The sequence below is a fragment of the Nocardia harenae NBRC 108248 genome, assembly GCF_001612885.1.
Taxonomy (GTDB): Bacteria; Actinomycetota; Actinomycetes; order Mycobacteriales; family Mycobacteriaceae; genus Nocardia; species Nocardia harenae.
The window spans coordinates 43,889-64,645 of record NZ_BDBH01000017.1; the positions used below are offsets into that span (position 1 = coordinate 43,889).

Genomic DNA, 20,757 nt, shown 5'->3' on the forward strand with positions numbered 1-20,757 from the left:
ATCCGGCCGGCTCGGGCGCGGCGGTCCCCACCCGAAGCCGGCCCCGTGGATGCGCTAGCGCGGGGGTGGGAAGAGGGGTGGGATCGTCGGAACGACGATCGGCGGGAGGCCGGGGACCACGAAGGTGTTCGGCCCGGGCGGGGCGGGAGCCGGGGCCTGATCCTCGGTGGTCTCGGAGCGCCGAGGCGGGACAGCGACCGACTCGTGCACTGTCTCGGTGGTGGTAGCGGGCGCGACCGCGATGGACGGGTCGAGTGTCGTGGTGCGCGGAACGCTGGTGGTCGGCACCGCGGTGTCACCCTCACCCTGCTGGTGCGAATCGCGCTCGAGCACCTGCGGCCCGTACCCGAGCCCGAGGCCGATGGCGGCGACGACGGCGAGCGCGCTCACCGCGAGCACCGCACCGCTGACACCGCGCCGCTCCCCCCGGGCAGCGGGCGCCGAGAGCCAGGCGGGCGCGAGATCGGCGTCGTCGAGACGGTTTTGGCCGGGTACCGCGACGAGCGGGTGCCCGGGCTGCGACTGCTGCGGCGGCGCGACCGGCCGAACCGGCCGGGCGAGCAGCGCGGCGCCGCGCGCCATCACCGTCTCCGGCTCGGCGGGCACGATCACCGGGACGCCCATCCAGCGCTCGAGCACCTTGGCCACCAGCGGAATCCGCGCGCACCCGCCAATGGCGAGCACACCGTGCACCGGCCGATCGGAGCGCACGATCACGTCCCGCGCCATCCGCGCCGACGACTCGATCGCCAGCATGATCAAAGCCTCGAAGTTCTCCTGCGCCAACAGGACCAAGCCCTGCTCGCTGGGAAGCGCGACCGCGGTATTGCTGGAGAGCTGCTCCTTGGCCTCGCGGCAGAGCGCGTCCAGGGCGGCGAGCCCGGCAGGATCCTGTGGGTGCGCGATGCGCCCGGAGGCGATCTGCTGCTCCCGGATCAGCGAATCCAGGTAGTCGCCGCTGATGTCGCTCGTGCGCTCGCTGTGCCTGACCTCGCGGTTCTGCGCGTCGACCACGCTGACGGTGAGCCCGGAACTCCCCAGGTCGTACACGACGAGCGAGGAGATCCCGCGAATCTCACCGGTGCGGTGCACGTACTCCAGCGCGGCGACCACCTCGGGCACCAGCTCGTAGTTGGTGAGCTGCTGCCGCGCCATGGCCGCGCGCAATGCCCGCGCCTGCTGTTCGCTGCGGTAGGAGATGGCGGTGGCGCCGATATCGGGGGTGGCCTCGCAGGTGACGCCGATGGCCTCGGCGGTCAGCTCCTCGACCGGTTGACGACCGACCGGGATGGTCTGGATGTCATAGGCCGGGCCGGCCTGGGGGGCGGAGCCGGCGTGCGGGCGCGCCAGACGGACGGCCCCTGCCCCCACCGAAACTCCCAGTACCGAACTCATCAGCTGCCCATCTCGTCGAATACCGCACGACATGCGAGCCCCCGCCGGTTGCCGACGGTAAGCTCACTTCGAACATACCGTCGTCGTCCGACGTTGCCGGCGGCAGGACTGGTCGTCCGGCAGTCGCTCCTGCCCGACGTCAACTCTACGACGTGCCGAGTCCCGCGTATACCCATCCGGCCTGACGCCAAACGTCACGGTCGAGGCAGTTCCGCCCGTCGATGACGCGCTTGGCCCGCACGACCGGTTCCAGGTCAACTGGACGCAGCGCGGTGAATTCGTCCCATTCGGTCAGTACCAGCACCACGTCGGCGCGCTCGCACGCCTCGACCACCGAGGTGGCGTAGTTGAGGGTGGGGAAGATGCGGCGCGAATTCTCCAGCGCCTTGGGGTCGTAGACCGTCACCACGGCGCCGTTGAGCTGGATCATTCCGGCGACGTTCAGCGCGGGCGAATCGCGCACGTCGTCGGATTCCGGCTTGAAGGCGGCGCCGAGCACCGCGACATTGGCGCCGAGCAGGGAGCCACCGCAGGCCTGCGCGGCCATGTCGACGACCTTGCTACGTCGGCGCATATTGATGTTGTCGACCTCGCGGAGGAAGGCGACGGCGTGCCCGGCGCCGAGTTCGCCGGCCCGTGCCATGAAGGCGCGGATGTCCTTGGGCAGGCAGCCGCCGCCGAAACCGAGTCCGGCATTGAGGAATCGGCGGCCGATGCGCTCGTCGTAGCCGAGGGCGTCGGCGAGCACGGTGACGTCGGCGCCGGTGGCGTCGCAGACCTCGGAGACGGCGTTGATGAACGAGATCTTGGTCGCCAGGAAGGCGTTGGCGGAGACCTTGACCAGTTCGGCGGTGGCGAGATCGGTCAGCAGGAACGGGACCTCGGCGTGCAGGAGGTCGGCGTAGAGTTCGCGGACCTGCTGTTCGACCCAGGCGGAGGCGTCGCGCTGGCGGTCCACACCGAGGACGAGGCGGTCCGGGCGCAGGGTGTCCTTCACGGCGAAGCCCTCGCGGAGGAACTCCGGGTTCCAGGCGACCTCGACGTCGACCGGGGCGAGCGCGCGGGCCCGCTCGCCGAGCGCGGCCGCGGTGCCGACCGGGACCGTCGACTTGCCGACGATCACCGACGGCCGCTCCAGCAGCGGGGCCAGGGTGTCGACGACGGCGTGCACGTAACCGAGGTCGGCGGCGTACTCACCCTTCTTCTGCGGGGTGCCGACGCCGAGGAAGTGCACCTCCGCGTGCGCGGCGGCCTCGGCGTAGGAGGTGGTGAACTTCAGCCTGCCCGCGTCGAGGTTGCGGCGCAGTACCGCTTCCAGGCCGGGTTCGTAGAACGGCGTCACACCGTCGGAGAGTTTGGCGACCTTGCCCGGGTCGACATCGACGCCGATCACGTCGTGCCCGAGTTCGGCCATGCACGCCGCATGCGTAGCGCCCAGGTACCCGGTTCCGAAGACTGTGCATCGCATGATCGATTGGTAAGCCGCGACTGTGGCCGCGCCACGTCAGTGAGGCAAGGGGGGACGCAACAGTAGATGTACATGCGGAGAAGTCGCGTTTTGTGGTGCGTTGTCCCAGGTCGGGTCGCTGCGCTGGGCGCTGGGCTAGCATCGCGCGGTGACCGGGTTCCGTCGCGCGGCGCTGCTCCTCGGGGTGATGACCGCCGTGGTAGTCGCCGCGCTCTGGCCCGTCTACGTGACCCCGCAGCGCGATCAACCCGCCCCGGCCGACGCCATCCTGGTACTCGGCGGCGCGCACGACGGCCGCGAGGAACTGGCCCTGCGGCTGGCCCGCGACGGCTACGCCCCGCTCGTCCTCCTCTCCGACCCGTACGACGGCAGCCCCCTCGTGAACCGCATCTGCCACGGCGGCTACAGCTTCGAGGTCCGCTGCTTCGACCCGAGCCCGCGCACCACCCGTGGCGAGGGACGGGAGCTGGCCCGGCTCGCCGAAGAGCGCGGCTGGCGCCGGGTGATCGTGGTGACCTTCACCCCGCACATCTCCCGCGCCCGCTACATCCTCGGGCGGTGCTGGTCCGGCGAACTGCTCTTCGCCGACCCCCGGCCCCGGCTCTCCCCGGCCCGCTTCGCCTGGGACTACCTCTATCAGTCGGCCGGGTATGCGAAGGCGTTCACCGAACTCACCTTGCATGGCTGCTGACCAGCGAAATACATGTGCTGGCGGACGCCATCAGTTTTGCTCTAGAGTGCGGGAAAGGACAACCCTCCGGGAGGACAGATGGAATACGACTGGTCCGAGGCCGATCTGGCCTTCCGAGACGAGGTGCGGGCGTTCCTCGACGCCGAGCTGACGCCGGAGATCCGGCGCGCGGGCAGGCTGGCGACCAGCGTCTACCCGGACCACGAGGCGAGCATGGAGTGGCAGCGCATCCTGCACCGCAAGGGGTGGGCGGCGCCGCACTGGCCGGTGGAGCACGGCGGGCAGAACTGGAGCCTGACCCAGCACCACATCTTCGCCAGGGAGTCCACGCTGGCCGGCGCGCCCGCGCTCTCGCCCATGGGCATCCGGATGGTGGCGCCCGCGATCATCGCCTTCGGCACGCCGGAGCAGAAGGAGTTCTTCCTCCCGCGCATCCTCACCGGCGAGGTCTTCTTCTGCCAGGGCTACTCCGAGCCGGAGGCCGGCTCCGACCTGGCGTCGCTGCGCATGGCCGCGGTCGACGACGGCGCGGACTTCGTCTGCACCGGCAGCAAGATCTGGACCACGCACGCCACCGAGGCCAACTGGATCTTCTGCCTGGTGCGCACCACCCGCGGCACGAAGAAGCAGGAGGGCATCACCTTCGTGCTGATCGACATGAACCAGCCGGGGATCGAGATCCGCCCACTGGTCATGAGTTCCGGTGAGGAGGTGCAGAACCAGGTCTTCTTCGACGGAGTGCGGGTGCCGAAGAGCAATGTGCTCGGCAAGATCGACGAGGGCTGGACCGTCGCCAAGTACCTGCTGGTGCACGAGCGCGGCGGGGCCGCGGCGCCGTGGCTGCAGGTGCTGGCGCAGGATCTGGCCGATGCCGCCGCCGAGCAGCCCGGCCCGGACGGCCGCCCGCTCATCGACGACCCGGCCTTCGCCGCCAAGCTCGCCGACGTGCGGATCCGCACCGACGTGCTCGAGGTGCTGGAGTACCGGACGCTCGCGGCCATGGCCGCGGGGAAGAACCCCGGCCCGGCCTCCTCGATGCTCAAGGTGCTCGGCACCGAGCTGAGCCAGCAGCTCACCGAGCTCGCGCTGGAGGCGGCCGGGCCGCGCGGCCGGGTGTACCAGCCGCACGCGGCCATGCCCGGCGGCCCGGTCGCCGGCTACACCCCGCCCGCCGACGGCTACCACAGCGGCGCCGAGTGGCAGGCCGTCGCGCCGCTGCGCTACTTCAACGACCGCGCGGGCTCGATCTACGCCGGCAGCAATGAAATTCAGCGAAACATCCTCGCCAAAGCAGCATTGGGGCTCTGATGGACTTCACCCTGACCGAGGAGCAGGAGCTGCTCCGCTCCGCGCTCGCCGCGTACCTCGGTGCGCGCTACGACCTGGAGAAGAGCCGCGTTGCGGCCAAGTCCGATCTGGGTTGGCAGCCCGCGGTCTGGCGCGGCTTCGCCGACGAACTCGGCATTCTCGGCGCCACGCTGCCGGAGCGGGTGGACGGCTCCGGTGGCGGCGCGGTCGAGCTGCGCGTGATCGCCGAGGAGCTGGGCCGCGCGCTGGTGGTCGAGCCGTTCCTGGACACCGTGGTGGTCGGCGCCGGGCTGCTCGACCGGGCCGGTGGCGACCGGGCCGACGAGGTGCTCACCCAGATCGTCTCCGGTGACGCCAGGATCGCCTTCGCGGCGACCGAGGCGACCGCCGGGCACGTGCTGCACGACGTGGGCACCACCGCGCGCCGCGACGGCGCGGACTGGGTGCTCGACGGCGCCAAGGTGGTCGTGACCAGCGCGCCGCTCGCCACCCACCTGATCGTCTCGGCCCGCACCTCCGGCGAGCGCAGGGACGAGCGCGGCATCTCGCTCTTCCTGCTGGAGTTCGACGCCGCGAACCCGCCCGCCGGGGTCGAGGTGCACTCCTACCGCACCATCGATGACCGGGTCGGCGCGGATCTCACCTTCACCGGGCTGCGGCTGCCGCCGAACGCGCTGCTCGGCGTCGAGGGCGCCGCCTGGGAGGTGATCGCGCCGACGATCGACAGTGCCATCGCCGCGGTCTCCGCCGAGGCGGTCGGGGCCATGGGCAAGGTGCTCGCCGACACCGTGGAGTACGCCAAGCAGCGGCAGCAGTTCGGGGTGCCGATCGGCAGTTTCCAGGCGCTGCAGCACCGCATGGTCGATATGTACATGGAGCTGGAGCAGGCCATCGCCGCCTCGCACCTGGTCACCGCCGCCCTCGACGCCGAACCGGCCGCGCGCGCTCGTGCCGCCTCCGCCGCGAAGGTGACGATTGCGCGTGCCGCGCGGTTCATCGGGCAGAACGCGGTGCAGTTGCACGGGGCCATGGGGATGACCGAGGAGCTGGCCATCGGGCACTACTTCAAGCGGCTCACGGCTATTCAGCGGGAGTTCGGGACCGCGGACGAGCATCTGGCGCGGTACGCGAAGCTCTCTCGCTCAGTCCGGGACTGCTCCAGCCCGGAGCAGGCAGCCTGCGGCGCGGGTGCCGTTGGAGATTGTGTATCGGGGTAGCTCGGGCAGATCGAGTGGGAACGAAAAAGGCGCCCGGATCGTGTGATCCGGGCGCCTTTCGCGTTGGGGGTCAGCCCTTGCGGCCGGGGGACTTGGCGCCGGACTTGAAGCCGAGGCCGCCGGGCTTGGCGGTCGGCGGGGGTGTGCCGGTGGAGCCGTTGCCGCTGTGGCCGTTGGCGCCGTTCGTGGACTCGGCGGATGCCGTGGTCGCCGGTTCGGCGGTGTCGGTTTCGGCGGTTTCCGGCTCCGAGCTGGAGGGTTCCTCGGCCTGCGGTGCGGGGGTCTCCTCGGCCTGCGGTGCGGGGGTCTCCTCGGCCTGCGGCTCCGGAGTCTCCGCAGCCTGCGGCGTGGGGGACTCGGAGGCCGTCGACGCCGGGGCTTCCTCGGCCTGTGGGGCGTCGGATTCTTCCGCCACGGGGGCGGGTGAGTCCTCTGCCTTGGGCTCGGCCGGCTTGGGGGCGCCGGGGGCCTTGGGGCCGGGGCGCTTGAAGCCGGACTTCATAGCCAGGCCCTTGGCGGCGACCGTCGGCTTGCTCTCGGTCGCCGGAGCGGGAGCCTCGGATTCCGCCGTCGCCGTGGCATCGGCCTGGGCCGGCGCCTGCGATTCGGCCGGGGGCTGCGAGCCAGCCTGAGCCGAGGCTTCGGCCGCGGCCGAAGTTTCGGTGGGAGCCGGGGTTTCGGTGGCGCCCGGCTTGGGTGCGCCCGGCTTGGGTGCGCCCGGCGCCTTCGGCGCGGCCTTCTTGAAGCCGGACTTCATAGCCAGGCCCTTGGCCGCGACGGTGGGCTTGCTCTCGGTCGCCTCGGCGGGTGCCGCGGAGGGCGCTTCCGCCGTCGAAGACGCAGAGGTCGCGACAGCGTCCGAAGACGCAGGGGTCGCGACAGCGTCCGAAGACGCAGGGGTCGCGTCGGCCTCGGAAGACGCGGGAGTCACGGCGGCGGCCGTGGCCTTCTTGCCGGGCGGCTTGGGCGCGCCCTTGCCGGGCGCCCTGCCACCACCCTTCATGGCCAGCCCCTTGACCGGCTTCGCCGGAGCAGCGGCCGGAGCCTCGGCAGCCGACTCAGCGGTCGCGGTATCCGTATCCGAGGCATCGGCCGGAGCCGCTGCCTTGGCGCCGGGCGCCTTGGCCGGGCCCTTCATGGCGAGCCCCTTGCCGCCGGGCGCCTTGCCGCCCTTCATGGCGAGCCCACCGGCCTTCGCCGCAGGCTTCTTCTCAGCGGGAGCTTCGGTGGCTTCAGCAGGAGCCGCGGCCTTGGCCCCGGGCGTCTTCGCCGGGCCCTTCATGGCAAGCCCTTTGCCACCGGGCGCCTTGCCGCCCTTCATGGCCAGCCCGCCACCGGCGGGCTTGGCAGCAGCGGGCTCGGCCTCCGGCTCGGCTTCGGTCTCCGCGACGACGGGCTCCGGCTCGGCGACCGGCTCCTCCTCGACCTTCGGCTCCTGAACAACCGTCAGCTTCTCGGTGAGCACCGCCGAATCGACCCGCTCGATGGCATCGAGCATGAGCTGCGCGACGTCGATGACCTCGACACCCTCGCCCTGCCCGCTCTCCTGCCGCGCGGTCACCCCGTCGTGCAGCATGACCCGGCAGAACGGGCATCCGGTAGCGATCTTGGTCGGCGAGGTCGAGAGCGCCTCGTCCACCCGGTCGATATTGACCCGCTTGCCGAGCTGCTCCTCCATCCACATGCGCGCGCCACCGGCGCCGCAGCACATGGAGCGCTCGCCGTGCCTCGGCATCTCGACCAGGGTCGAGCCGGAGGCGGCCATGAGCTCGCGCGGCGCGTTGTAGACCTTGTTGTGCCGCCCGAGGTAGCAGGGGTCGTGGTAGGTGATGTTCTGCGCCACCGGCGCGACCGGGACCAGCTTCTTCTGCCGGACCAGGCGGTTCAGCAGCTGGGTGTGGTGCACCACCTCGTACGAGCCGCCGACCTGCGGGTACTCGTTGTTCAGGGCGTTGAAGCAGTGCGCGCAGGTGACGACGATCTTCTTCTTGCGGTCGTCGACGCCATCGAAGACCGCGTTCAGCGTCTCGATGTTCTGCATGGCGAGCTGCTGGAAGAGGAACTCGTTGCCCGCGCGGCGAGCGGAGTCACCGGTGCAGGTCTCCTCCTGGCCGAGCACCATGTACTTGACGCCCGCGGTGGCGAGCAGCTCGGCGACGGCCTTGGTGGTCTTCTTGGCCCGGTCCTCGTAGGCGCCTGCGCAGCCGACCCAGAACAGGTACTCGTAGCCGTCGAAGCTCTCGGCGTCCTTGCCGTAGACCGGGACGTCGAAGTCCAGCTCGTTGATCCAGTTGAGCCGGTCCTTGGCGTTCTGGCCCCAGGGGTTGCCCTTGTTCTCCAGGTTCTTGAAGAGCCCGGCCAGCTCGGAGGGGAACTCCGACTCGATCAGCACCTGGTAGCGGCGCATGTCGATGATGTGGTCGACGTGCTCGATATCCACCGGGCACTGCTCGACGCAGGCGCCGCAGGTGGTGCAGGACCACAGCACCTCGGGGTCGATGATGCCGCCTGCCTCGTGATCGCCGATCAGCGGCCGCTCGGCCTCGGCCTTGGCGGCGTCCGAGATGCGCGCCAGCGCGGCCTCGTCCGGCTTGCCGTCGGCGTCGACCAGCCCGACCTCGTCGCCGCCGGGATCCTTGCGCCCGCCTGCCAGCAGGTACGGCGCCACCGCCTTGCCGTGGTCGCGCAGCGACATGATGAGCAGCTTGGGCGAGAGCGGCTTGCCGGTGTTCCAGGCCGGGCACTGGCTCTGGCAGCGGCCGCACTCGGTGCAGGTGGTGAAGTCCAGCCAGCCCTTCCAGGAGAAGTCCTCGATCCGGCCCGCGCCGAGGGTGTCGGTGTCGGGGTCGACGTTCTCCATGTCGAGGGCACGGCCCTTGGACATCATCGGCTTGGCCGCGCCGAGCGCGACGCCGCCGTCGTTCTCGCGCTTGAAGTAGATATTGAAGAAGGCGGAGAAGCGGTGCCAGGCGACGCCCCAGGTGATGTTGCGGCCGACGAAGTACAGGAAGGCCATGCCGGACATCAGCTTGATGAAGGCGAAGATCGACACCATGGTCGGGCTGGCGGGCAGCAGCTTGGCCACCTGCATGGTGAAGAAGTCGGTGTAGGCGTTGGCGTGGCCGTAGGTCGCGATCTTGCCCGCCTTGACCATCACCATGCCGAGCCCCTCGAGCAGCACGATGGCCTCGATGACGTAGGCGGGGCCGAACTTCGAGCCGCTGAAGCGGGAGAGCCGGTCGGGCACGCGCGGGTGGTTCAGCTGCCGGATGACGATCAGCGTCACGATGCCGACGATGGTGCCGATGCCGAGGATCTCGTCCCACAGGTGATAGGCGGCGGTATTGCCGATGATCGGCCAGTGGAATGCCGGGTCGAAGGTCTGCCCGTACGCCTCGAACCACAGGATGGCGCCGCCCATGAAGCCGATCATCACCAGCCAGTGCGCCCAGCCGACGGTGCGGAACTTGTTCATCCTGGTGTGCGCCAGGAACTCGATCACCATCTGCTTGAAGCGCGGGAAGAACGGCCGCCAGCGATCGGGGGCGGGCTGGCCGATCATGATGGCGCGGACGATGTCCCGGACGCCGCCGAAGAACGACGCCCAGCACAGCAGGCTGAGCGCCGCTCCAATCGTGCCCAGCGTCACTGTCAGGGCATTCATGTCGCGACCTTTCTTTAGAAGCAACACGAGCAGGGTCGAGCCGGGCGCGGAAACCGGCCGGTGCTCGAATGGCTCGTATCCTAACCCGGGGTAAGTTACCCACCAGTAACTTACCCTGTCCATCGTACGATCGTCCTCCGGCTGTTTGCCCCGTCTTACTGGGGCTTGACCGGAAAAATGCCTGTGATGAACGTCACGGGAAATTCTGCGCGCCCACCCCGCGGCGGGGCAATGATCACGGTAAATGCAGTGGCGAGGGCCCAGCTCGATAAGGGCACGCTAACTGGCTAGCAATAGTAAGGAATCTCGCATCCCGGGGTCCGTTCCATTAGGCTCACGACGTTCTGTTCGCCGTGCCCGATTTCCACACCGCTCGGGGAGGTCCCGGGTCGCCTGTGCTCCGGGATGACGAGCTCTCGCGTATGGAGAGAGCGGGCCGCGAACATCCCCTGAGAATGGATTGGACACTGCATTGAATCTCCGGAGAACCGCCGCGGCTGCCGCGCTGGTCATCGGCGCGCTGACCGTGGGGGCGGGCACTGCGTACGCGAACCCCGCACCGGCTGCCGATCCTGCGGCGGACCCGATCAACTACTCGGTGAAGCTGATCGACAAGACGGTCGTCACCACGCTCAAGGGCGGCACCTTCGAGCTCACCAAGGAGACCAACGGCACCGACGAGGTCGAGTACTACAACGTCAAGGACGGCGCGGGCAACGTCGTCATGACGCTGCCGGTCGACTTCTCCCTCGGTGACATCTCGGTCCCGGTGAAGCCCGTGGTCAAGGAGGACGGCAAGGTCCTCGAGCTGACCCCGGAGGTGCAGCCGGCGCTGCCCGAGGAGAAGGCGAACACGGTCAACGTGAACGTCAAGCCGATCGCCTCGCCGATCGAGAACCAGCGGGCGCAGAACGAGTTCGCCAGCCAGTTCGGCATCGCGACCGCGGTCGGCAGCTTCCTCGGCACCGCCATCGGCGCCATCGCGGGCGGCGTGACCGGCTGCATCCTCGGGCTCCCGCTCTTCGGTGTCGGCTGCATCCCGGCCGCTATCGCGGGTGCGGGCATCGGCGGCATCCTCGGCACCATCGCCATCGGCGGCCCCGCGCTCGCTATCGCGGGCATCGACCTGGTGAACACCATCGCCGCGCCCGAAGGCACCACCAAGTGGGCCGACAAGCCGAAGCCGGCCGACCAGCCCAAGTAAGCACGTCGATTCCGGGAGGGCCCGGACCTCGTTCGAGGTCCGGGCCGTTTCGTGTTCCCGCGCTGTGCGGCGCTCTCCGCGCCGAGGGGTACCGGGACCCTGCGGTCGGCGCTCCGATGCGCGAGCGTGGCGCTCAGCGCCCCGGAAATCCTCCGGCCCCGGCGGTAGCGGAGCGGAAACCACAGTCGCACAGTGACGTTTTGCGCCGAGTCGCATCGCGGCGGTTTCGGCCATACCCACCGGCTCTGAGACAGCGAGAAGGCCGGGAGCGCAACCGCTCCCGGCCTTCTCTGCTCCTGCCCGGTAACTGCTAGCCGGTACGCACCCGGAGCCCGGGGTTGTCCGAGAGCACGACGCTCACGGGCTGCGCGAAGAGCTGCGGCACATTGCCGGTGAGCGCGCCGATCAGGTTGGGGATCTCGCACACCGGGTAATCGGCGACCGACGAGGCGCTGGAGATGCCGAGCGCCATCCGGCCGGAGACCAGCGGGCCGCCGGAATCGCCCGGCAGCGCGCAGATGGTGGCGGAGAAGCTCTGGGTGAGTTCCCGGTCGCCGACCTGGACGGTCTGGTCGATGGCGTTCACCACGCCGCAGCTGAAGCCGGTGCGCGAACCGGACTTGCAGACGGGGGCGCCGACGACCGGGCTGGCCACGCCCTCGATGGCGATCGGGGCGGCGCCGCCCGCGCGCACGGTGTTGTTGGCGAAGCGCCCGGCCGCCTGGTCGTCGATCCGGATGATCGAGTAGTCCTGGTTGCCGAGGACCGACTTGGCGAAGCTGCCGAGTTGCGCGCCGAGGCGGTCGCCGCGGGCCACCTCGTAGACGCCCGCCGCGTTGCCGGTGCCCGCGGAGGGGATGTCGGGGTTGCAGTGGCCCGCGCTGATGTTCACGACGTTGCCGTTGCGGTCGGTGCCGTTGAACCCGAGCGAGCAGCGCAGCGAGACGTCGCCCGCCACCGAGGCGTAGCCGTCACCGGCCGCCAGCTGGCCGTCGGCCTCGGCGATCTCGGTCGCCTGCGGCATCGGCGCCTGCTCGCCCGCGATCGGCGGGGCCATGACGATCACCCGGGAGGGATCGATGAAGCTCGGCATGGGCAGCCCGACCTGGTCCACCCGGACCGCGATGCTGTTGTTCACGGTGTCGATGACGACGCCGCGCACCAGGTTCGCGATCACCGCGGGCTGGCCGTCCAGCCAGCGCTCGAAGGCGCTCTTCTCGCCGCGCAGCGCGGCCTCGCTCTTGGCGACATTGCGCACCTCGAACCCCGCGGACTCGGCGGCCTGCCTGGCCTCGTCGGCGCCGGGGCCCTGGGCGAGCGCGACCACCGCGCGGCCCGCCTCGTCCAGCCAGGCGCCGCCGAACACCTGCGGGAACTGCCGCTGGGCATTGGTGGCGAAGGCCGCGACCTGCTGCGCGACGTCGGCGCGGTTCAGGTACTCGTCCGCGGAGATCTTCAGGTCGCGCTGCACGGCGGCGACCAGATCGGCCGGCAGCGCACCGGTGTCCGCGGCCGGGTCTGCGGAGGCGACTGCCGCGGTGGGGCCGAACAGCAGGACCGCCGCCGAGGCTGCGATCACGGTCTTTCGGAATGTGCCTGAGCGGGCGGCGGGCCGCCGGCGGCCGTTACGTGGCAGAAGCATGCCCAGACTATATGGTGTGCGGTCCGCTATCACTACTCGTCCCCTGTGCTGCGTGGCTGCGATTCGGACAGATCCGGCGTGTGTCGGCGATCACCGGCGGTTTGCCGATTTCAGCTGGTGACCGGCTTGGTCCGGACGGTGATCCCGGAGCCGGCGCCACCGCCGGAGGTGGCGTCGATCTCGGCCAGGATGGGCCGGATCGGAATGCCGAGGGTCGCCGTGCCGCCGTACTGCGCGAGCGCCACATTGGCCTCGTCGCAGCTCGGTGCGTCGGCCGCGTTCGACCCGCTGGTGATGCCGAGGGCGAGCGTGCCGGAGACGATCGCCCCGCCGCTGTCGCCCCCGAGGGTGCAGGCGGAGCTGGCGAAGCCGCGGATGGTGCGGCTCTCCCCCTCCGCGGTGTAGAGCTGGGTCTCCACCCGGTCCGCAACGACGTAGCCGCAGGTGAAGGTGGAGGACTGCCCGGACTTGCAGATCGGCGCGCCGGTGATCGGCTCGGCGGTGCCGGTGATGTGCAGCGTGGTGCCGTTGGAGCCGCGCACCGACGGCTGGTCCATGCCGAGCCCGACGGCGTGCTCGTTCAGCTCGATGAGCGAGAAGTCGAGGCCGCTGGGGCCGCCCAGGTTGGCCTGGGTGAAGGAGCCGAGCGCGGGGCTGTTCGGGATGTCCCTGACGTTCGGCTGGTACACGGTGGCGCGCTGGTCGCCCTGGCCCAGATTGGGGTCGCAGTGCCCGGCGCTGATATTCAGCGCCCGGCCGGCGGCGTCCACGCTGTTGAAGCCGAACGAGCAGACGTCGACGCCCTGCAGGTTGCTGTCGTGCAGCGAGAGGTTCGAGGTGATGTAGGTGTCGCCCGCCATCGGCCTGCGCTCCACCGGGCCGCCGCCGCCCGGGCTCAGGATGACCTTCACGTTGGCGATCAGGGTGGGGATATTGAGCATGTGCCCGGTGGGGGTGTTGGCGACGCTGACCACCAGCTGGCTGTTCAGGAAGTCGACCGCGACCGACTGGATGGCCTGCGACACCTCCTTGGGCAGCGCGTTGATCCACTGGCCGAGCTGCTGCAGCGAGCCCTCGAGGCCGTCGGCGTTCACCGGGGCCAGCCGGGTCTGGTAGCCGTCGGCGGTGGCGATCTGCGCGGCCTCGGGGGAGGTCACCGCGACCACCGGCCTGCCGTCCTGGCCGATCCAGGCGCCGGCGAAGTCACCGGGGCGCTCGGCGCGGAAGCCGCTGGCGTAGCTGCGCAGCTCCTGGGCGCGCGCGGCGCGGTCCAGGTACTCGGTGGGGGTGAGCTGCAGATCCCGCGCGATGGCCTCGACCAGTTCGGCGGGGAGCGCGTCGGCGGCGAGCTGTTCCGGTGCCGCGGTGGCGGCGCCGGAGCAGAGCAGGGGAGCGAGAATGACGGTCGTCGCGGCGGCGATGCCGGCTGCCCTGACCGCGGCGCGACGCGCCACCAGCTTGCGCATGGAGTCCCTTCGTCGGCACCGACGTGCCAGCCATCAGTGGGGGCAGGTGTACCGCACCCACGAAGATCATCGTTCAGCGGACCTCCCGGTGGGGAAAGTCCGGTCAGCGCAACACTCTAGGGCACGAATGCTCATAGGTCGTGGGCAATCGGCGAGCGGAATGATCTATCCCGGCGAACCGGGTGGCCGGTCCGTTCGTCAGTAACCCGGCAGAGTCCAGGTCGGGAATCCCGGCGGATAGGTCGGCGGCCACGGCTGCTGCCACGGCTGCTGCCACGGCGCTCTGGTCGTGGTGGTCCGCCGGGTGGTGGTGCGGGTGGTGGTCGGCGCCGCGGTCGTCGGCTCCGCACTGGTCGGCGGGGGTGGGGGCGGCTCGGGGGCGGGCTCGGGCTCGGTGGTCGTCGTGAGGATCACGACCGGCGGCTCGGCGCTGGGCGGCAGCGGCGGCGGTGGCACCGCGGTCGAGGTGACCGGCGGCAGCGACGACTGGGCGTCCGGCGGCGGCGACATCGTCGGGTCCGCCGATTCGCGGAAGATCAACGCCATGCCGATGCCGCCGAGCACGGTGCCGAGCGCCACCGCGGCGGCGATCAGCAGCACGATCCGATTGCGGTTGCGGCGCTCCGGTTTGGACGGCGGCACGGTCGCCGGGGCCGCCGTCGCATGCTGCTCGGCGGCGTCGGCGGGCTCGGCGGGCACCGGCTCGGCGGCGGGCATGGCGGCCGAGTACGCCTGCGGTCGTGCGCCCGCGGCCTCCAGGCTCGGGATGACGTCGGTGACCTCGAGCGCGTGCTCCGCCGGCTGCGAGGGATCGGGCGGGGTGGTGCCCGCCGGGGTGGCGAGCACCGCGGCCAGCGCCGAGCGGGCCGCGTGGTGGGCCAGGATGCGGCCGCGGTCCATTCCGGCGGCGGGCGGCAGGTCGGCCTCGTCGACCAGCACCACCGAGCGCAGCCCGAGGTAGTCCAGCGCCTCGCGCAGCCCCCGCACGTGCTCGGGTGGCCAGCTGTTCGGGTGCGTGGCGTAGAACTCGGCCGGGCCGACCAGGTAGTCGGCCGAGAGGTTGATCAGGCAGAACAGCGCGGTCGCGACCAGATCCTCGGCCCGGTACGCCTCGCCGTCGTCCACCGTGACCCCGTTCGGGTCGCCGATGGCGCCGACGAAGTGCCGGATCGAGTGCGTGTAGCCGTCCGGCGGCTCGCCGCCGAGCGCGGCGTCGCCGTCGTCCGACATGTGCAGCACGCAGGTGCGGACGATGTAGTGCGGCTCGCCCTCCGGGAGATCCCCCTCCGCCCCGCTGTCGGTCGCGATCGCCGCGACGCACTCGTCGTCGGCAATGCGCAGGCCCACACCAGTGGCCATCCTGTTACCTCGCTTCGACGTCCACCCGGACAGGTTGCTCCCGACCAGGCGTCACACCAGCAGCGAGCCGTGTCCCATGGCGCGGAGCATCGACAATAACTCCGAACGGGACTGGGCACCGATTCGACGCCGGATCCGGGCGACGTGGTGCTCCACCGTTTTCGCCGAGATGTAGAGCCGCGCGCCGATCTCCCGGTAGGTCAGCCCGAGCAGCACCAGCTCCGCGACCTCGCGTTCGCGCTCGCTGAGCACGGCCGCCGGGTCGGCGCCCGGCGCCGGGTGCGCGGCCGGGGTGCGCGGGCGGGGTGCGGTGTCGGCGGGCCGCGCGTCGGCGCGGACCGTGCGGGCCAGCTTGAGCAGCGCGGTCGCGGCGGCCGGGTCGCTCGCGGCGAGCGCGGCCTCGCTGGCCAGCCGGGCGGCGTCCCAGGTGAGGCCGAGCGCGGCCAGCTGCGCGACCGCGGCCTCCACTTCGGGGGCGGCCGCCTCGCCGCGCAGCACGAGCACCCAGGTGCGGCCCGCCTGCGCGAGCACCGCGGCGTGCCGGTCGCCCGCCTCGGCCGCCGCCCTGAGCTGCCCGGCGTGCGGCAGCAGGTCGTCGGGGCGCTGCTGCGCCAGCGCGGCCTGCACGCCGTACCAGTGGAAGGCATTGGCCCAGGCGGGCGGCTCGCCGAGGCGGCGGAGCACGCCGTACCCGGCGGCCACCAGCGGGGCGATCCGGCGCTCGTCGCGGAGCCGGATCCCGGCCAGCCAGAGCTCGCCGATCGGCAGCAGCGTCAGCAGGTCGGCGTCGACCTCGTCGAAGAGCGCGACCGCGGCCTCCCAGGCCAGGGTGAGCGCGGTGTGGTCGCCGGAGCGGCGGGCCAGCCCGATCGCGACGCCGTGCGCGAGCAGCCGGTCCCTCGGCTCGAGGGCGGCGTGGTCGAAGGCGGCGACCCGGTCGGCGGCGGTGCGCTCGTCGCCGCCGAGCATGGCCGCCCAGGCCGCGAGCACGCCGGGCTGCGCGCCCGCGTTGCCGTCGGCCTCGGCCCGGCGCAGCGCGTCGATGGCGCGCCGCGGCTCGCCGATGCTCAGGCAGAGCAGGGTGGCGATGGTGGTCGCGGCGCAGGGCAGCAGCCGCTCGGTGGCCGCGGCCGCGTGCGCGACCCCGATCAGCCCGGAGACCGCGGCGGCGGTGCCCGCCTCGCCGTCCTCCAGCAGCGCCATCCGGCCCCGCCCGGTGGGGTCGGGGCGTGGGGCGACGGTGCGCTCCAGCGCCTCGACGATCCGGCGGGCGTGCGCGTTGGCCTCGGTCGGCGGCCACTGCCTGGCCGAGGCCGACATGGTGGCCGCTCCGGCGGCGTCGCCCGCGAGGTACTGCACGGCGGCGCCGGTGGCCCAGTCCGCGCCCGCCCGGTGCGGGCCGAGCCAGCTGTAGAGCTGCGCGGCGCGCGCGGTGCGGCCGCGGCGGACCAGCACCGTCGCGCAGATCCGGACGGCGGTGGCGAGGTCGGGAGCGGTGGCGGCGGGGTCGAGCGCGGCTGGGTCGGCGCCGCCGAGCCGGGCCAGCACCGGCTCGGCCAGCCGCAGCGCGGCCTCGCCGTCGCCGACGCGCAGCGCGGCCTGGGCCCACGGCAGCGCGACGGTGTCCGGGTCGGTGCCCGCGGCAACGGCCGCGCGGTAGTAGCGGACCGCCTCCGCGCCCGCCTTCTCGGCGGCGTGGCACAGGAACTCGGCGAGCCGGGGATCGCGCACGCCGGACTCGGCGAGCAGCAGCGCGGTGTGGTCGCGCAGCAGCCCGGCGTCCAGCCGCGCGGAGAGCAGCCTGCGCTGCACCGCGACGAAGCGGCGGTCGCCGAGCAGCGTGCGCAGCGGCGCGATGGCCGGGTCGAGCAGCAGGTCGGCATCGGTGACGAGGGCGCTGGCCCTGGCCCGGTCGATCAGCGCGTCGGCCGCGCCCGCCGGGACGCCGAGCACGTCGACCAGCTCGCTGGAGTCGAGCCCGGTACCGGTGGTTGCCACCGCGAGCGTCTCCAGCAGGTCCGGCTCGACCGCGCCGAGCAGCCCGCGCGCCCACTCGGTGACCGCCGCGTCCACGGTGGCGATCCCCGCGTCCAGCCGGGCCGAGCTGGCGGCGGTGAGCGCCGCGACGACGCCGCCGCGGTTCCCCGCGGTCAGCTGGTGGATGTACTGGGCCACCGAGCGCGGCACCACCATGCCGAGCTCGCGGGCGAACGGCACGATCTCGGCCGCGCCGAGCGCGCGCAGCTCCACCACCCGGCCGCGCCTGGCCACGGTGTCGGCGAGCCGGCGCAGCCTCGGGTCGTGGGGGCGCGGCTGGGCCGCGATCACCACGGTGCGCTGCCCGACGTCGATCGCCCGGCAGAGCGCGAGCAGCTCGGCATCGCCGAGGGTGTGCGCATTGTCGATCACCAGCGCGGCCTCGCGCTGCTGCTGCGGCCGGGCGGCGCCGACCACCGCGGGGGAGCCGGGGCGGCGCGGCGGCAGTTGCCTGCTCGGGACCGGCAGCCGGGGCGCGGGGCGGCCCTGCGGAGGAACGCGGTTCGGCGCGGGGACGGCAGCGCGCGCCGGAGCCGGGCGGCCCGCCGGGTGCGCGGGCCTGGCCGTGCCGGAGACGGTGTCGCGCGCCGGGATCCCGGCCGCGCGCAGCTGCGCCCTGATGGCGGCGAGCAGCGTGGACTTGCCGGTGCCCGAGCGGCCGCGGACCAGGTAGACCGTCGGCTCCGCGGAGCCGGCCTCGAGTTCCCTGAGGATCTCGCGCGCGATCGGGAGGGTGTCGAAGGCAGCCTCAGCCACCGGAGCCTCCGAGCACGTCGCCGACGCCGCCGACCACGCCGCCCACCGCGTCACCCGCGCCGCCGACCGCGTCGCCGAGGCCGTCGACGGTGTCGCTGAGCACGCCGGTCGGCACGCTCACGCTCGGCACGGTGGGGGGCTGGATCACCACGGTCTGCGGGGGTGCGCCGCCGCCGCTGTTCGCGGGGGGCTGGGGGGCGCCGCCGTTGTTCTGGGCCGGGGCCTGCTGGGGTGCGGGCTGGGCGGGGGCCGGGCTCCCTGCCTGCTGGGTCGGCCTGCCGTCGGGCGCGGCGGGGGTGCCCGGAGCGGGGCTGCCGCCGTTCGCGGCGGTGCCGGGGGCGGCCGGGTTGCCGTTGTTCGGGACGGTGCCGGGGGCGGCGGTCACCGGCTGGCCGGTGGCGTCGACCGGGATGGCGCCGGGGGCCGGGGCTTCGGTGGCCGGGACGCCGACCGCCTCGGCCGGGCTGTGCACCGTGCTGGGGGCGGTGGCATCGCCGCCGCCGAAGGTGCCGGTGCCCAGCGCGAGCGTGCCGGTGGCGAGCAGGGCGAGCGCGGTCACCGCGCCTGCCACGATGCCGGCGCGCTGGCGTCCGGTGAACCGGCCGCGCGGTTGCGGCGGGTCCGGTAGATCGGGGAGTAGCGCCGGGATGGCGGTGGTCTCGGTGTCGTCGGCGGCGACCGCGGGGGTGTTCTGCACCGTGGAGCCGGCCAGATCGGCGGCGAGCAGCGCGGCGCCGAGGGCCGCGGCGTTCTCCGGGTCGCCCGCGGCCGCCACCGGCAGCCCGAACTCGGACGAGAGCACCTCGGTGACCAGCGGAATCGCGCCGCCGCCGCCGGTGAGCACGATCCGGCGGACGTCACCGAGCTCGACCCCGGCCCGGTGCAGCGCGTCGCGCACCAGTTCGGCGGAGGTCAGCAGCGGGGCGCGCAGCAGGTCCTCGACCTCGCCGCGGACCAGCCGGATCCGCTGCGGCCCGGCCGCCGGGTCCAGCCGGACCTCGACCACGGTGGCGGTGTCGCGGGAAAGCACTTCCTTCGCTTTCCGGCACCGCTCGCGCAGCGCCGACAATTCCCGTTCCACCACCGGGTCGAAGGGGTCGAAATCGTTTTCACCCATCGCATTTGCCAGCACGTAACGCATGGTGAGCAGATCGAATTCGGCGCCGGCCACCTCGGTGCTGCGCACCGGGGCGGCGAGCATTCCGGACTGCGTGCCGGTGCGCAGCACCGAGACGGTGAGGCCGGTGGCGCCGAGGTCGTAGACCACGACGGCGCCGTCCTCGCGCGGGGTGTGGACGGTGTCGAGCAGCCGGAGCACGGCGGCGGGCTCGGGGACGAGGGTGACGTCGTCCAGCCCCGCCCGCGCCAGCGCGTCGCGCTGCGCCTCGACCATGTGTCTCGACCACCAGGCCGGGTGGCAGGCGACCGTCACCGGGTCGGAGTAGCCCGCCGCCTCCTCGATCAGGCAGGCCACCGATGTCGCGACCAGATCCTCCGCGACGTGCTCGGATCCGTCCTCGGCCAGCATGGCGACCGGGTCGCCGACGCGGGCGAGGAAGCCCTCGAGCACGGTGTCGCCTGCGTGCCGCCCGCCCGGCTTCGCCGCGGTGCCGAAGGCGGGCGCGGCGTCCGCCGTCAGCCGGAGCACGCTCGGGTGCGCCGTGACCCTGGCGGATTCGCCGTCGCGATCGTCGGCGGCGGTGGCCGCGACGGCCGACCGGTACGCACCGACGGTGATGCCGAGCGCCAGACGCTGTGTCATTCGAGAACCCCGTTCGAGAACTGTTGGTCCGATGTGTCGCTGCCCTACTGCGTGCGCACCCGGCGCACCAGCTCTGTCGGTTGCTGGGGGAGCGCCGTTACCGATTCCGGGCAGGTTCGGGGAAATTCCCCTAATGCGCTTCGAACCCCTAACGGAATGCCCCCGCGAGCATTGGGGGTGCGCCCCGTTTCGGCGTAACGCCCCGCGCTCCTAGCGTGAAAGTCATTCCGACTGCAGCGGGCCGCTCGGCCCCGCCGAAACCAGGAGACGAACCCATGACCCCGAACGCCATCCTCGAGTTCATCCTCGACCTGCTGCGTGATCGTGAAGCCGCGGTGGGGTACTGCAACAACCCGACCGGGGCGCTGGCCGCGGCCGGGCTCTCCGACGTGAGTCCGGAGGACATCGCCGCCGTCGCGCCCATGGTGGCGGAGTCGGCGTTCGTCGCGGGCGGGTCGCAGTTGTCGGCCATCGTCGCGGCCGGGGCGCAGGCGGCTGCTGCCGCTGTGATCGGGGCGGCGGGGTCGGCCGCCATCGGGGCGGTTGCGGATCTGGGGCTCGCCGGGTCGGTGGATACGGATATCGATCTCGGGCTGGGTGGGGCTGTTGATGCCGGGGTGGATTTGGGCGCCGGGCTCGGCGGGGCTTTGAACGGGGCTGTCGATGTTGCCGCCGGACTCGGTGCCGGGCTGGGTGGGGCCATTGATGCCGCCGCTGGTCTCGGTGCCGGGCTGGGCGGAGCCGTTGACGCCGCCGCTGGTCTCGGTGCCGGTCTCGGCGGGGCCGTC

General features: G+C 72.2%; 13 protein-coding genes. 5 read left to right on the forward strand and 8 right to left on the reverse strand.

Going from position 1 to position 20,757, the window contains the following annotated elements; all coding sequences use genetic code 11:
- Positions 1–54 precede the first annotated feature (54 nt).
- Together NH2_RS27030 and NH2_RS27035 are read right to left on the reverse strand one after the other, a co-directional pair.
- Positions 55–1,395, reverse strand: coding sequence for a DUF7159 family protein (locus NH2_RS27030; RefSeq protein WP_157103996.1), 1,341 nt, complete (start codon positions 1,393–1,395; stop codon positions 55–57).
- A gap of 145 nt (positions 1,396–1,540) precedes the next feature.
- Entirely contained in the window at positions 1,541–2,863 is a 1,323-nt protein-coding gene (locus tag NH2_RS27035; RefSeq protein ID WP_067660499.1) for a UDP-glucose dehydrogenase family protein, read from the reverse strand.
- A gap of 187 nt (positions 2,864–3,050) precedes the next feature.
- Between NH2_RS27035 and NH2_RS27040 the strand changes: the two genes are divergently transcribed.
- From NH2_RS27040 to NH2_RS27050, 3 genes are all read left to right on the forward strand, one after another.
- Positions 3,051–3,554, forward strand: a complete 504-nt coding sequence (locus tag NH2_RS27040; protein ID WP_067660537.1) for a YdcF family protein — start codon at positions 3,051–3,053, stop codon at positions 3,552–3,554.
- 78 nt (positions 3,555–3,632) lie between these two features.
- Entirely contained in the window at positions 3,633–4,862 is a 1,230-nt protein-coding gene (locus NH2_RS27045) for an acyl-CoA dehydrogenase family protein (protein ID WP_067660505.1), read from the forward strand.
- Complete coding sequence (locus tag NH2_RS27050) at positions 4,862–6,079, forward strand: acyl-CoA dehydrogenase family protein (RefSeq protein WP_084505938.1); 1,218 nt, start codon at positions 4,862–4,864, stop codon at positions 6,077–6,079. Before NH2_RS27045 ends, NH2_RS27050 begins: the two co-directional genes overlap by 1 nt.
- 70 nt (positions 6,080–6,149) lie before the next feature.
- Here NH2_RS27050 and NH2_RS27055 read toward each other — a convergent pair whose 3' ends face one another.
- Positions 6,150–9,743: a (Fe-S)-binding protein gene (locus tag NH2_RS27055; RefSeq protein ID WP_067660509.1), complete on the reverse strand. Its 3,594-nt coding sequence runs from the start codon at positions 9,741–9,743 to the stop codon at positions 6,150–6,152.
- Between the two features lie 472 nt (positions 9,744–10,215).
- Here NH2_RS27055 and NH2_RS27060 point away from each other — a divergent pair, with 472 nt between their 5' ends.
- Positions 10,216–10,947, forward strand: coding sequence for a DUF8020 domain-containing protein (locus tag NH2_RS27060; RefSeq protein WP_067660512.1), 732 nt, complete (start codon positions 10,216–10,218; stop codon positions 10,945–10,947).
- Between the two features lie 310 nt (positions 10,948–11,257).
- Here NH2_RS27060 and NH2_RS27065 read toward each other — a convergent pair whose 3' ends face one another.
- The 5 genes from NH2_RS27065 to NH2_RS30265 all read right to left on the reverse strand — a co-directional run bounded on the left by NH2_RS27065 (position 11,258) and on the right by NH2_RS30265 (position 19,969).
- Positions 11,258–12,526: a S1 family peptidase gene (locus tag NH2_RS27065; protein ID WP_157103997.1), complete on the reverse strand. Its 1,269-nt coding sequence runs from the start codon at positions 12,524–12,526 to the stop codon at positions 11,258–11,260.
- 173 nt (positions 12,527–12,699) lie between these two features.
- On the reverse strand, positions 12,700–14,055 hold the full coding sequence (locus tag NH2_RS27070) for a S1 family peptidase (protein WP_067660518.1): 1,356 nt from the start codon (positions 14,053–14,055) through the stop codon (positions 12,700–12,702).
- A 198-nt stretch (positions 14,056–14,253) separates the two neighbouring features.
- Positions 14,254–15,414 (reverse strand): hypothetical protein, encoded by a 1,161-nt coding sequence (locus NH2_RS27075; protein WP_067660522.1) that lies wholly within the window; start codon positions 15,412–15,414, stop codon positions 14,254–14,256.
- 51 nt (positions 15,415–15,465) lie between these two features.
- Positions 15,466–18,207: a LuxR C-terminal-related transcriptional regulator gene (locus tag NH2_RS27080; RefSeq protein WP_067660539.1), complete on the reverse strand. Its 2,742-nt coding sequence runs from the start codon at positions 18,205–18,207 to the stop codon at positions 15,466–15,468.
- The gene (locus NH2_RS30265; protein ID WP_067660525.1) at positions 18,200–19,969 is read right to left on the reverse strand and encodes an Hsp70 family protein; all 1,770 of its coding nucleotides are present in this window, start codon (positions 19,967–19,969) and stop codon (positions 18,200–18,202) included. The genes NH2_RS27080 and NH2_RS30265 overlap by 8 nt, the downstream gene beginning before the upstream one ends.
- Before the next feature lie 275 nt (positions 19,970–20,244).
- On the opposite strand from NH2_RS30265, the gene NH2_RS27090 reads away from it, so the two are divergent.
- On the forward strand, positions 20,245–20,757 hold a 513-nt coding region (locus tag NH2_RS27090), incomplete at its 3' end, for an IniB N-terminal domain-containing protein (RefSeq protein ID WP_218021751.1).

Bases quoted from the DNA above. Each gene is read 5' to 3' on its own strand.
- NH2_RS27030 (WP_157103996.1), bottom strand. From the start codon at position 1,395: ATGAGTTCGGTACTGGGAGTTTCGGTGGGGGCAGGGGCCGTCCGTCTG.
- NH2_RS27035 (WP_067660499.1), bottom strand. From the start codon at position 2,863: ATGCGATGCACAGTCTTCGGAACCGGGTACCTGGGCGCTACGCATGCG.
- NH2_RS27040 (WP_067660537.1), top strand. From the start codon at position 3,051: ATGACCGCCGTGGTAGTCGCCGCGCTCTGGCCCGTCTACGTGACCCCG.
- NH2_RS27045 (WP_067660505.1), top strand. From the start codon at position 3,633: ATGGAATACGACTGGTCCGAGGCCGATCTGGCCTTCCGAGACGAGGTG.
- NH2_RS27050 (WP_084505938.1), top strand. From the start codon at position 4,862: ATGGACTTCACCCTGACCGAGGAGCAGGAGCTGCTCCGCTCCGCGCTC.
- NH2_RS27055 (WP_067660509.1), bottom strand. From the start codon at position 9,743: ATGAATGCCCTGACAGTGACGCTGGGCACGATTGGAGCGGCGCTCAGC.
- NH2_RS27070 (WP_067660518.1), bottom strand. From the start codon at position 14,055: ATGCGCAAGCTGGTGGCGCGTCGCGCCGCGGTCAGGGCAGCCGGCATC.
- NH2_RS27075 (WP_067660522.1), bottom strand. From the start codon at position 15,414: ATGGCCACTGGTGTGGGCCTGCGCATTGCCGACGACGAGTGCGTCGCG.
- NH2_RS30265 (WP_067660525.1), bottom strand. From the start codon at position 19,969: ATGACACAGCGTCTGGCGCTCGGCATCACCGTCGGTGCGTACCGGTCG.